The organism is Mycobacterium sp., from assembly GCF_035697385.1.
GTDB lineage: Bacteria > Actinomycetota > Actinomycetes > Mycobacteriales > Mycobacteriaceae > Mycobacterium.
Window position 1 is genome coordinate 1 of record NZ_DASSCY010000270.1, and the last position, 12,739, is coordinate 12,739.

Annotated in this window: 11 protein-coding genes; 6 read left to right on the forward strand and 5 right to left on the reverse strand. The window is 65.1% G+C overall.

The window, feature by feature from the left end:
* Positions 1 to 784: SDR family oxidoreductase (locus VFH65_RS22910; protein ID WP_353324528.1), on the reverse strand; the 784-nt coding region annotated here is incomplete at its 3' end.
* Positions 785 to 851: 67 nt separating this feature from the next.
* Here VFH65_RS22910 and VFH65_RS22915 point away from each other — a divergent pair.
* The 3 genes from VFH65_RS22915 to VFH65_RS22925 all read left to right on the forward strand — a co-directional run bounded on the left by VFH65_RS22915 (position 852) and on the right by VFH65_RS22925 (position 3,058).
* Complete coding sequence (locus VFH65_RS22915; protein WP_353324510.1) at positions 852 to 1,721, forward strand: MaoC/PaaZ C-terminal domain-containing protein; 870 nt, start codon at positions 852 to 854, stop codon at positions 1,719 to 1,721.
* Positions 1,722 to 1,855: 134 nt separating this feature from the next.
* The gene (locus tag VFH65_RS22920; protein WP_353324512.1) at positions 1,856 to 2,086 is read left to right on the forward strand and encodes a MarR family winged helix-turn-helix transcriptional regulator; all 231 of its coding nucleotides are present in this window, start codon (positions 1,856 to 1,858) and stop codon (positions 2,084 to 2,086) included.
* A gap of 90 nt (positions 2,087 to 2,176) precedes the next feature.
* Positions 2,177 to 3,058 carry a universal stress protein gene (locus VFH65_RS22925; protein ID WP_353324513.1) on the forward strand — a complete coding sequence of 294 codons (882 nt, stop codon included), beginning with the start codon at positions 2,177 to 2,179 and terminating at the stop codon, positions 3,056 to 3,058.
* A gap of 15 nt (positions 3,059 to 3,073) precedes the next feature.
* Here the strand turns inward: VFH65_RS22925 and VFH65_RS22930 are convergent, their stop codons facing one another.
* Positions 3,074 to 3,460: a DUF2237 family protein gene (locus tag VFH65_RS22930; RefSeq protein ID WP_353324515.1), complete on the reverse strand. Its 387-nt coding sequence runs from the start codon at positions 3,458 to 3,460 to the stop codon at positions 3,074 to 3,076.
* A 68-nt stretch (positions 3,461 to 3,528) separates the two neighbouring features.
* On the opposite strand from VFH65_RS22930, the gene VFH65_RS22935 reads away from it, so the two are divergent.
* Positions 3,529 to 6,822, forward strand: a complete 3,294-nt coding sequence (locus VFH65_RS22935; protein ID WP_353324517.1) for an error-prone DNA polymerase — start codon at positions 3,529 to 3,531, stop codon at positions 6,820 to 6,822.
* Here VFH65_RS22935 and VFH65_RS22940 read toward each other — a convergent pair.
* Both VFH65_RS22940 and VFH65_RS22945 read right to left on the reverse strand, forming a co-directional pair.
* On the reverse strand, positions 6,819 to 8,618 hold the full coding sequence (locus VFH65_RS22940; RefSeq protein WP_353324519.1) for a cellulase family glycosylhydrolase: 1,800 nt from the start codon (positions 8,616 to 8,618) through the stop codon (positions 6,819 to 6,821). The two genes, VFH65_RS22935 and VFH65_RS22940, sit on opposite strands and share 4 nt — an antisense overlap.
* 786 nt (positions 8,619 to 9,404) lie before the next feature.
* Positions 9,405 to 9,818: a TIGR03667 family PPOX class F420-dependent oxidoreductase gene (locus VFH65_RS22945; RefSeq protein WP_353324521.1), complete on the reverse strand. Its 414-nt coding sequence runs from the start codon at positions 9,816 to 9,818 to the stop codon at positions 9,405 to 9,407.
* 23 nt (positions 9,819 to 9,841) lie between these two features.
* Between VFH65_RS22945 and VFH65_RS22950 the strand changes: the two genes are divergently transcribed.
* Positions 9,842 to 10,498 (forward strand): nitroreductase family protein, encoded by a 657-nt coding sequence (locus VFH65_RS22950; RefSeq protein WP_353324523.1) that lies wholly within the window; start codon positions 9,842 to 9,844, stop codon positions 10,496 to 10,498.
* 9 nt (positions 10,499 to 10,507) lie between these two features.
* On the opposite strand, the gene VFH65_RS22955 is transcribed toward VFH65_RS22950, so the two are convergent.
* Positions 10,508 to 10,972, reverse strand: coding sequence for a tRNA (cytidine(34)-2'-O)-methyltransferase (locus VFH65_RS22955; RefSeq protein WP_353324525.1), 465 nt, complete (start codon positions 10,970 to 10,972; stop codon positions 10,508 to 10,510).
* Positions 10,973 to 11,229: 257 nt separating this feature from the next.
* Here VFH65_RS22955 and VFH65_RS22960 point away from each other — a divergent pair.
* Positions 11,230 to 12,739 (forward strand): HAMP domain-containing protein (locus VFH65_RS22960; RefSeq protein ID WP_353324526.1); only part of this gene is annotated, 1,510 nt, incomplete at its 3' end.

The window sequence follows — 12,739 nt, forward strand, 5'->3', positions numbered from 1 at the left end:
CGATTGCGCGGTAAATGCCGCGCAGGCCAATGGTTTTCGGCGCGGTGAGGTGGAAGGTCTGCCCGTCGCGACCATCGGTGTGCATGAGAGCGACTAGCGCGTCGACCACAAAGTCGACAGGAACGATGTTGGTGCGACCGATGTCGGGCAGCACCATCGGCGTGAACCTCGGCAGTCGAGCCAGCTTGGCCAGCACCCCGAAGAAGTAATAGGGCCCGTCGACCTTGTCCATCTCACCGGTGCGGGAATCGCCGACCACCACCGCGGGCCGGTAGACCCGGTACCGCAATCCTTGGGCCGAGCGCACAAGTAATTCGGCTTCGAACTTCGTCTGGTGATACGGCGTCGGCAGGTCTTGGGCGACGTCGAAGTCATCCTCGGTGTACTCGCCGCGGTAGGTGCCTGCGACGGCGATCGACGACACATGGTGCAGTGTCGCGTCGAGCCGAAGCGCCAGATCGACCACCGCACGGGTGCCCTCGACGTTCGCGGCGCGCTGCTGCGCTTCGGGGGCGGTGATGTCGTAGATCGCGGCGCAGTGCACGACATGGTCGACGGTGCCCAGTTGCGCGACGGCGGCGTCGCTGAGCCCGAGGTCGGTCTCGGTGAGGTCGCCGACCAGCGGTTTCGCTCGCTCACCCCACTCGAGGGCCAGGTGCTCGAATCTCGCCAGCGACGCTCGACGCACCAGCACCCACACCTCGGCGGCGTCGTTGCGGGCCAGCAGCTGGGACACGACACGGCTGCCAATAAACCCGGTACCGCCGGTAACGACATAGCGCATGCGAGCCATGGTCACCCCTTGCGGGGTAAAGGTCAACTAACCGTGACGTGGCCGATATGGTCCGACTATGCCGATCGATCCCAACGCCATAGGCGCGAAAATAGACCCGCAGCTCTTCAAGTGGACGGACCGCGACACGCTGCTCTACGCGCTGGGCGTGGGTGCGGGCACCGACGATCTGGCGTTCACCACCGAGAACAGCCACGAAATCGAACAGCAGGTATTGCCGACCTACGCCGTCATCGCCTGCCTGCCGTTCGCGGCAGCGGCCAAGATCGGCACCTTCAACTTCGCCATGCTGTTGCACGGATCCCAAGAGATCCGGCTGTTCTCACCCCTGCCGCCTGCCGGCAAGCTGAGCGTCGTCGCCGAGGTCGCCGACATCCAGGACAAGGGCGAGGGCAAGAACGCGATCGTCATGCTCAAGTCGACGGGCACAGACCCGGATACGGGCACGGTGATCGCGGAGACACTGACGACGGCGGTGATCCGAGGCGAGGGCGGCTTCGGCGGGCAGCCGGGACAACGGCCGGTGGCACCGCAGATTCCCGACCGCGAACCGGATGCCAGAGTGGCACTGCCGACCCGCGAGGATCAGGCGCTGATCTACCGGCTCTCCGGCGACCGTAACCCGTTGCACAGCGACCCATGGTTCGCGCGGGAGCTGGCCGGCTTCCCCAAGCCAATCCTGCACGGGCTCTGCACGTATGGCGTCGCGGGCCGTGCGCTGGTCGCCGAACTCGGTGGCGGCGATGCGACGAAGGTCAGCGCGATCGCGGCGCGGTTCACCTCGCCCGTCTTCCCCGGCGAGACGTTGACAACGTCGATCTGGCGTACTGACTCCGGCCGCGCGGTGTTTCGCACCGAGGCATCCAACCCCGACGGGTCGAATGCGCGACTGGTCCTCGAGGACGGCGCCGCGGAATACCGCGACTAGCTACTAGGACCTGAAAAAGTGATCGCGGCTGAGCCAGTATTGGTGCCGCTCTTCACGTCGCAGTTGCTGATGGACTCGAGTCTGTAGTTATCGAGAGGTCTTGCGAGTGGAGGTCTCGGCAACTGGGTGACGCCGTGAAGACGAGTGATCCGATCGCCGAAGCCAGCCGTCACGGGCGTCTCGTCCGCGAAGCGGCGCCAGACGACGCCCGTCGGGCAACACTCACCCTGACTCAGGACGGTCTCGAGGTCTTGGCCGCTGCGCATGACTATCAGGACGGCGTCTTCGCGGAGCTGACCGCCGGGTGGCCGGCCAAGGACGCGGCCAGATTCGCGACGTATCTACGGCGCCTCGCCGACCAATAGCTTCGAACCGCCGATGGCCGCCGCCTCGGATTGAAAGGATGCTGGCAGGAACGTCCGCACAACGCGGTGTGAAATGGGCGGTGGTACGGCATGAAGTTGATCGTTGGTTACCTGGCCACATCCGGCGGCGCGGACGCACTGGCGTTGGCCGTTCGGATTGCCCGAACCGTCGGTGCGGAGGTGGACGCGTGCATCGTCCTGCCGCCCGACCGGCCCGCGCTCGCGCCGGCAGGAGACTATGACGAACTCCTCGCCGAGCAGGCCGAGAAATGGCTGGCCGAAGCGCAGGCGTCGGTACCTGAGGACGTTGTTGTGCGAGGACACGTCAGTTTCGACGACTCCTTTGCCGACGGCCTGATTCGAGAAACCGCGCGGCTGGAGGCCGACGCCATCGTGGTTGGCGGATCGGGCGGCGGACTTGCCGGAAGCTACTCGCTCGGGTCGGTGGTCAACGAGCTGCTGCACTCGGCGCCGGTGCCCGTCGCAGTCGCGCCGCGCGGCGCCAGGAATTCGGCGATCGAGCGCGTCCGTGAGATAACCTGCGCCGTCGGGGAGCGCCAGGGCGCAGATCTGTTGCTGGACACCGCCGTACGGTTCAGCAAGGCGGCGGGCACGCCCCTTCGACTGGTGTCTCTGGTGGCACTGGATCCGACATTCGGTGCGCTTCGCGGTGACGAAGCGGCGGTTCGGGAACGTGCACATGCGCATGCCCGGCAAACGCTGGAAACGGCGAAAAGTTCACTCCCGGAAGGTTTTCCGGTGACGTCGACGATTGTCGACGGCGGCTCTGTCGAGGAGGCGGTCGGCAAACTCGAATGGCATGACGGTGACGTGATCATGGTCGGATCAAGCCGGCTGAGCGTGCCCAAGCGACTGTTCCTCGGCTCGACCGCCGCCAAGATGCTGCGCGTGCTCGAGGTCCCGATGATGGTCGTGCCAAGGGATCAACTCAGCGAAGCGGACCTTCCGTAATTCGCGACGGCCGAGTCAGAGCATGCGTGCGTCAGGCGGAACGTCGACGGCGTGCTGCTCGAGTAGTTCCAGCGGGATGAGCTCGAGCACGCTCTCGCTGGTCGCCTCGAGGACAACCGGCGCGGCGGCCCCGTCATGGAAAGCCTGCAGCCACCGGGCCGCCACCACGCACCACCGATCGCCGGGATGCAGTCCGGGGAAATCCCACTCCGGCCGGGGTGTGACCAGGTCGTTGCCGGTCGAAACCTGGTGTTCGAGGAACTCTCGGGTCATCACGGCACACACGCCGTGCACGCCGATGTCCTCGGGCCCGACCCGGCAATAGGAGTCGCGGTAGAAGCCGGTGATCGGATCGTCGCCGCACGCTGCGAGCGCGCTGCCACGGACGTTGCGTTCGGCCACGCCACCAGCTTGGCAGAACCTGACGTCGGCCGAGAGACGATCGAACATTAGTTCGATACACTCTGGGAGTGGGCTGGCATAACGGGCCTCCGAGCTGGACGGAGATGGAGCGGGTGCTTACGGGCAAGCCGCGCCGTGCGGGCTGGCCTATTGATGAGCAGGTGGGCGATGGCGGCGACAGCCCCGCCTGGTCACGCAAGCGCGGAAGCTTCGAGCCGCTGGATGTGCAGCGGCCGTCCTCGTCGGTCCCGTACGCCGAGCTGCACGCGCATTCCGCCTACAGCTTTCTCGACGGTGCCAGCACGCCGGAGGAACTGGTCGAGGAGGCCGCCCGGCTCGACCTGCGCGCCATCGCGCTGACCGATCACGACGGGCTTTACGGGGTGGTGCGCTTCGCCGAAGCGGCCAAGGAACTCAACGTGCAGACCGTCTTCGGCGCCGAACTGTCGCTTGGCAACGTCGCCCGCACCGAGGATCCCGATCCGCCAGGACCGCACCTGCTGGTGCTTGCCCGCGGGCCGGAAGGGTATCGACGGCTGTCGCGGCAACTGGCGTCGGCACACCTTGCCGGCGGTGAAAAGGGCAAGCCGCGTTACGACTTCGACGCGCTGACCGAAGCGGCAGGCGGGCATTGGCATATCCTGACCGGCTGTCGCAAAGGCCATGTGCGCCACGCGCTTTCCCGAGGCGGCCCTGAGGCGGCCGCTCACGCACTTGCCGATCTGGTCGATCGGTTCGGCAGGGATCGAGTCAGCATCGAGCTGACCCACCATGGGCATCCGCTCGACGACGAGCGCAATGCCGCGCTGGCCGAGTTGGCTCCGCGGTTCGGGCTCGGCATCGTCGCCACCACCGCCGCCCACTTCGCCGAGCCGTCACGGGGCCGGCTGGCCATGGCGATGGGAGCGATCCGGGCGCGGAACTCGATCGACGAGGCGGCCGGTTACCTTGCCCCGCTGGGAGGTTCGCACCTGCGCTCCGGAGACGAGATGGCGCGGCTGTTCGCTCATCACCCCGAGGTGGTGACCGCCGCCGCCGACCTCGGCGAGCAGTGCGCGTTCAGGCTGTCCCTGATCGCCCCGCAGTTGCCGCCATTCGACGTGCCGGACGGACACACCGAGGACAGCTGGCTGCGGCATCTGGTGATGGACGGCGCCCACCACCGGTACGGTCCGCCGGAGCGGGCGGCGCGGGCCTACGCGCAGATCGAGCACGAGCTGAAAATCATTGAGCAGCTGACCTTCCCGGGCTACTTCCTGGTGGTGCATGACATCACCCGGTTCTGCCGCGAGAACAGCATCCTTGCCCAGGGCAGGGGATCGGCAGCCAACTCGGCGGTCTGCTACGCGCTCGGCGTCACCAACGTCGACCCGATCGCCAACGAGCTGCTGTTCGAGCGGTTCCTGTCCCCGGCGCGCGACGGCCCGCCGGACATCGACATCGACATCGAATCGGACCTGCGTGAGAAGGCGATTCAATACGTTTACGAACGCTACGGCCGTGACTACGCCGCCCAGGTTGCCAATGTCATCACCTACCGCGGCCGCAGCGCGGTGCGCGACATGGCCCGCGCACTGGGATTTTCCCAGGGGCAGCAGGACGCGTGGAGCAAGCAGATCGGCCAGTGGGGGAACTTGGCCGAATCACCTCACACCGAAGACATTCCTGAACAGGTGATCGACCTGGCGATGCAGATCTCCAACCTGCCCCGGCACATGGGCATCCATTCCGGCGGCATGGTGATCTGCGACCGCCCCATCGCCGACGTGTGCCCGGTGGAGTGGGCGCGGATGGAGAACCGCAGCGTGCTGCAATGGGACAAAGACGACTGCGCGGCAATAGGTTTGGTGAAGTTCGACCTGCTCGGACTTGGCATGCTCTCTGCGCTGCATTACGTCATCGACCTGGTTGCCGAGCACAAGGGCATCCAGGTGGACCTTGCCAAGCTGGACCTGAGCGAGCCCGCGGTGTACGAAATGCTGCAGCGCGCCGATTCCGTCGGTGTGTTCCAGGTGGAGTCACGAGCGCAGATGGCCACGCTGCCGCGACTGAAGCCGCGGGTGTTCTACGACCTGGTGGTCGAGGTCGCGTTGATCCGGCCGGGTCCGATCCAGGGCGGGTCGGTGCACCCGTACATCCGGCGGCGCAACGGTGACGAGCCGATCACCTACGACCACCCGTCGATGGAGCCGGCGTTGCGAAAGACATTGGGCATACCGCTGTTTCAAGAGCAACTCATGCAGCTGGCCGTTGACTGCGCGGGCTTTACCGCCGCCGAGGCCGATCAGCTGCGCCGGGCGATGGGATCCAAACGCTCGACCGAGCGGATGCGACGGCTGCGGGGCAGGTTCTACGAGGGCATGCAGGAACGTCACGGCATCACTGGCGAGGTAGCCGACCGCATCTACGAGAAGCTTGAGGCGTTCGCCAATTTCGGCTTTCCGGAAAGTCATTCGCTGTCGTTCGCGTCGCTGGTGTTCTATTCGTCATGGTTCAAGCTGCACCATCCAGCGGCGTTCTGCGCTGCGCTGTTGCGCGCGCAACCGATGGGCTTCTACTCACCGCAGTCACTGGTGGCCGACGCCCGCAGGCACGGGGTTATCGTGCACGGGCCCGACGTCAACGCCAGCCTGGCGCACGCCACTTTGGAGAACCAGGGCATGGGGGTGCGACTCGGCCTTGGCAGTGTTCGTCACATCGGCGACGAGCTGGCCGAGCAGATTGTTGACGAACGAAAGGCCAACGGGCCGTTCACGACTCTCTTGGATCTGACCGGGCGGCTGCAGCTGTCCGTGCCGCAGACCGAGGCGCTCGCGACCGCAGGGGCGCTGGGCTGCTTCGGGATCACCCGCCGCGAAGGGCTGTGGGCCGCAGGCGCGGCCGCCACCCAGCGCCCTGACCGGCTGCCGGGCGTGGGGTCGTCGTCGCACATCCCGTCGCTGCCCGGCATGACCGAACTCGAGCTGGCTGCCGCCGACGTGTGGGCGACGGGCATTTCGCCCGACAGCTATCCCACCCAGTTCCTGCGGGATGACCTCGATGCTCTTGGAGTGGTTGCGGCAGACAAACTGTTGGAGGTGCCCGACGGTACACGGGTCCTGGTTGCCGGCGCGGTGACGCATCGGCAGCGCCCCGCGACCGCGCAGGGCGTCACCTTCATCAACCTCGAGGACGAGACCGGGATGGTGAATATCCTGTGCTCGCCGGGGGTTTGGGCGCGGCACCGCAGACTTGCCCAGACGGCGCCGGCGCTCCTGATCCGCGGTCAGGTACAGAACGCCACCGGCGCCGTCACCGTGGTCGCCGACCGAATTGGCAAGCTCACCATGTCGGTCAACTCCCGCAGCAGGGACTTCCGCTAAGCGGCCGCCCCGGACTCACCCGAATCCGATTCCCCCTCTGAACCGGCTTCGTTGGTCGCATCGTCGGAGACATCGCCAGCGTCGTCCGTGTCGTCGTCGCCGACTTCCCCTGGGCGGGCGACGAGGCCGGTCCGCACCGGCTCCCGCGAATCCGTCTCTGTGACCCCGCCGGCGGAAGCACTGTCGGTGTCCGACTCGGCGACCGTCTCTGAAGTGTCGGTCTCCACGGCTTCCGTCTCGGTGGACTCGTCCTCCGTGGCGTCGTCATCCCCGACGGCCTCCGTTGACGCCTCGGTTTCGTCAACCTCGGTCTCCGTCGCCTCTGGCGCCTGGGTGGCTTCCGTAGCCTCCGTGGTCTGGTCAACCGAAACTGTCTCTGCCGCAGCATCTTCGGCTTCGGTGGCGTCAGATTCCGATGTTTCGGTGTCGCCCACGGCAGTATCTTCTGCTACGGCCTTCGCGGCCATGGTGGTTCCTTCAGCCACCTCCTCCTGTATCTCCGGAGCGAGCGACACCGCTGCCACACCGCCCGGGTTGAAGATGTTGGCTATCGCCTGGGATACGGCAGCGACAAACGCATTCATGGAATCGACGAAGCCCTGGAAAGCGGCCTGCATCTGGTTGAAGAATTGCTGCAAGGCCTGCGCGATCTGGGCTCCAAGATCCGGCGGACCCGACGGGCCGGGCGGCAGACTCCCTGGCGGGTGCGCTTCGATGAAGTCTTTGATGACCTCGGCGGCCGACTTCGCGGTCCACTGCAACGTGGTCAGGTCGAAGTAGAAGAGACCAAACGATCCGTCTTCGGTAACGACGCCCTCGAGGCGGTCACGCGTGGTGTAGATGAATGACGGTCCTGCGTAATCGAGTTCGGACCACGCATTCAGGAAGTCCTCGATGAACTGGGCCTGCTGCTCGGGGGTGACGGCGTTGGGGCCTCCGGTGGGTAACCCGTACTCCGTCGCCCAGATTCGCAGGGCCTCGTCGCCGTTGTCGATCATCAACTGCCGGATGGCGATCATCTGTTCCAACGGCGAATTGGCCTTCCACGGCTCATACCAGGTGTGTTCGCCTTCCGAGAACTTCGTCGTGTACTGGTAGGGGTGGATCGACAGTGCGTCGAAGAAGCCCTGCGCGCCGTTCGCGTACATCGTCTCCACGAAGTCCCTGGCGTCCAATGTGATACCGCCGAAGGTGGTTACCGTGCCGAGCACGCCGGCGACGACCGTCGCGTCCGGGTTCGCCCCTTTGATCGCCGTGTAGGCCTGCTTCAACAACTCCGTGTATGCCACGGGATCGATCTCGGGTCCCCAGGATGCGACGTAGTTCGGCTCATTCCACACCTCGTATGCCGACACCTTGTCGCCGAAACGCTGCGCTGCGAGTGCCGCGAATGCGGCGAACTTCTGCGGGTCCGGCGCCACCCCGTAGCAACCCAGGCAGCCGCTACCGTCCTGCCCACCCCAATACGGCGTGGCGTTCAGAACCCCGAGCACCGACATATTGCGCGACGCGGCCTCGTTGACGATGAAGTCGACCTTGGACCAGTCGGGCGGGAAGAAGAATTCCAACAGGTCGCCCGGCGGAACCTTGTAGATGTCGCCCCACGGGACCAGCACCCGGACCGTATTGACCCCCAGCGACTGCATCTGGTCGAAGGTCGCAACGATGTCGGCCTGCGACATGCCATACAAGTCGGAGTCCGCAATGCCGACCGTCGTCGACGATTCATTGATAGCTGTCGTCAGGTTGTAGCTCAGCGCGACCGTTCTGGGTTTCTGCTGGAGCAAATCGCTCATCGCGATGAGCATGATGGCTAACGGCACCATGGCAATCACGGTTGCTACCGCGATTCGGCGAACTCCACGAACGCTTCGGTGCCGCATCGGGCGCTCCCTTCAGCTCTGGATCGTCGACCCCTCGGCGACGTGATGGGAGTCAAATTAACGCACGTGAAAGTAATTCGCGAGCGGATTCAGAAAAGCTGACATTGCACGCTCATTCCTTACCGCTAAGTAACCTTCATGGCGCGCTCGAATGAACGTTGCGGCAATCATCAATTTTGCGTAATTCTGCGAAAACAGCAACGAATGCACGCGCCATTCTTGCTGGCGAGAAGCGCCGGTTGAGCATGTGATCATGCAGGTAGATCAGCTATTATTGGCAGAATCGGATATTACTACGGAGTAAAATCCGCCTGTAATTGCAACCGGATATGCAAACACAGCAACGTCGCTGCCCCGAACGTCGAGGCGTCGACAACAATTGTTGTCATCTGCTGATAGCCGTCCGGTATGCATTCGCGCGAACGGCAGTCCGCCGCCTTTGATCTTGATTCTTGGGGTGTGGACGGACACGGGCACGAGCGTCGACGGCCTCGAGCTCGCGCCCGGCCGCGTCCCGGAACTGCCCGCGAAGCCGGATGCCACTGACTCCATGCGGACGCAGAATCGAGCCGGGCCGCATACGGCCCGCACCCAGAATCCGAAGGCAAATGCCTTAGCGCCCGCATTGTGCGACCGCAAACCTAGCGGGTCGCATTAGCTGATCTTGGACGCCGCTCCGCGGGCATCGAGCGGGCGGTATCAGCCCTCGGTCGGCGTTGTCCAGACCTTGTCGACGGTGATCTTCAGCCGGGTGTTGTAACTGCCCATCGCGTCGGATAGCCCGAACTGCTCGGCGTCGGCCTTGTACTTGGCCCAATACGCATCGTCTTCGCGCGGGTCGGCATCGACCGCGTCGACCTCGGCCTGCCCGCCGACGACGATGATTCCGGCACCGTTGCCGTCGGAGTCCAGGTTCAGGCTCACCCGCGGATGGGCCTTGACGTGCCGAACCTTCGCCGCGTCCGCCATCGTGTAGACGAAGATGTCCTTGCCGTCGAAGTAGAACCACACGAGCCGCGGTACTGGCTGCCCTGATTTCGCGACTGTCGTCAGCCAGCCGTAGTGGTCGGATTCGAGCCGACTGGTTACCTCTTGCGTGAATTCGATTGACATGTCGCGAATGTAGTCTCGGCGAGATGACAGCCGAGAAGACGCTGAATCTGTCCGTCGACGAGGTCCTGACCACCACGCGCTCGGTGCGCAAGCGGTTGGATTTCGAGAAGCCGGTCCCACGCGAAGTGCTGCTGGAATGTCTCGAGCTGGCGATCCAGGCGCCGACGGGCTCCAACGCCCAGGGATGGCAGTGGGTTTTCGTCGAGGACGCCGACAAGAAGAAGGCGCTTGGCGACATCTATCGCGCCAGCTTTTCGATGTATCGCCAGATGCAGGAGCCGCAGTACGCCGAGGGCGACAGCCGCGGTGAGCAGCGCGCCCGGGTGGTCTCGTCCGCGGAGTATCTCGCGGAGCACATGCACGAGGCGCCGTGGCTGCTGGTGCCGTGCCTCGAGGGACGGGTCGACGAGGCGCCACAGCTCAGCGCCTCGTTCTGGGGTTCGCTGCTGCCAGCCGCGTGGAGCTACATGCTTGCGTTGCGGTCTCGCGGACTGGGGTCGGCGTACACCACGCTGCACCTACTCGGCGATGGCGAGAAGCAGGCCGCCGAGGTGCTCGGCATCCCGTTCGAGAAGTACAGCCAGGGCGGCCTGTTCCCGATCGCCTACACCAAGGGCACCGACTTCAAGCCCGCGAAGCGCCTGCCCGTCGAGCAGATCGTGCACTGGGACACCTGGTGAGCAGATAGCTCACACCGCGCCCGTGAACCCGCTTTGCCGCCACGCCTCGTAGACGGCGACCGCCGCGGCGTTGGACAGGTTCAGCGACCGCCGCCCCGCCAGCATGGGAATGCGCACTTTGGCGGTGATGTGTGGGTCGGCCAGCGTCGCGTCGTCCAGCCCGGTCGGTTCGGGGCCGAACATCAACACGTCACCGGGCCGGTACTCGACATCGGCGAACGACGTCGTGGCGTGTGCGGTGAACGCGTACACCCGCTCCGGTGTCAACGCACTCCACGCGGCGGTCAGGTCGGAGTGAACGGTGACCGATGCCAGGTCGTGGTAGTCCAGGCCTGCGCGCCGGAGTTTGGGTTCGGACAGGTCGAATCCAAGCGGTTCGACGAGATGCAATTCGCATCCGGTTGCGGCGACCATCCGGATCGCATTGCCGGTGTTGGGTGCGATGCGCGGTTGGTGGAACATCAGCCGAAACATTCGATGATGATCGCATCGGTAATGCAGTCGCACGCCAGATGCATTTGCTCGCTTCGCGCAGAACGAACGAACACCAAGGTTATGAACTCTGTCTGTTCAGTAAGAATTGTGGAAACGGCCCGGCATGGCTGGCATACTCGACCAATTGCCAGGCCTAAGACGCCCGCCCGAGCGAGGGCGAAATCAGCAGGAAGCCTTATGAATGACGCTCGATTACTGAAATGCGGTCAAGCGGCCGATAGCGTGGGCGGCCGCGCATGACCGCGTTCACCCAGCTTAAGCAGGCGGACGGGACGCTCGTCGATTTCGAAACCAAAACAGCGACACCTGCCAAGCGCCCGTCGCGATGGTCGCTGACGAATTGGCCTGTTCGCTGGAAAGTGTTCGCGATCGTCTTGGTGCCACTGGTTCTGGCCGGAACTTTCGGTGGATTGCGGATATACGCGGCCATGAACGAGGCGTCCGATCTACGACGAGCGGCCGACCGTGCCGAATTAGTGCCGGCCATTGTCAGCTACATGGCCGCACTCGAGGGCGCCATGGTGGCGGGCACCGAGGGCGGCGACACCCAGTCGGCGCTCAGCCAGTACGACACCCGCAAATCCGAACTCGGCCAGCGCCTCGAAGACACCGACGTCATACCGGATGTCCGATTGGCCACCAACACGCTGCTGGACTACGGCCAGGACCTGGTCAACAAGGTCATGTCCAACGCGATCGACCTGCGTACCCGCGTCACCACCTATGCACCGCTGCTGCTCACGTCGGAAACCGCGATCACCGGGTCGGTGCGCAGCGACGACCAGAGCGTCCAACTGCGGGCTGAAGCGTTGTCCCGCGCCGTCGGTGCCCGCGGTCAGATGGCCATGCAACAGATGTTGGTCAATCGCGGCGTCGACCTTCCTGAGCCGGAAGTGCGCACGTCGATGATCACGCTGGCCGGTACGGAGCCGTCCACCATCAACGGCATGAGCAAGCTGCTCGGCGGTGCCTCGAACGAGGCGGCGACGCTGCGCTCGGAAATGGTCAAGCGGATGTCGCTGATGTCCAACCCGGCGATCCCGGTCGTCGGCAATCCGGAGTTGTTAGCCTCGCAGCAGGCCACGCGCCAGGTCGCGGACAAGCTGATCGCCGACACCACTTCAGCGATCCCCGCCGCCGTCGAGCAGGAGGCGAACGCGTCGCGTACGGCCGCGATCCGCGACGTGGCGATCGTCGTTGGCGCGATCCTGCTGGTCCTGCTGCTGGTCATCTTCGTGGCGCGCTCGCTCGTCCGCCCGCTCCGGAGGCTGCGCGACAGCGCCCTCAAGGTGGCCCACGAGGACTTGTCTCGCGAGATCGAGCGGGTGCGCGCAGGCGGGGAACCCGGGCCCGTCGAGCCGATCCCCGTGCACACCTCCGAGGAGGTCGGACAGGTCGCGCACGCCGTCGACGAGCTGCATGAGCAGGCCGTCTTCCTGGCCGGCGAGCAGTCCCGGCTGCAGCTGCAGGTGAGCGACATGTTCGAGACGTTGTCGCGGCGCAGCCGATCGCTGGTCGACCAGCAGCTCTCGCTCATCGACCGGCTCGAGCGCAACGAGGAGGACCCCGAGCGGCTGGAGAGCCTGTTCCGGCTCGACCATCTGGCCGCACGGATGCGCCGCAACGGCGCCAACCTGCTGGTGCTCTCCGGGGCGAGGATCCCGCGCGACCAGGCGGCACCGGTGCCCGTGGCGGCCATCGTCAACGCCGCCGCATCGGAGGTCGAGGACTACGCCAGGGTGATCA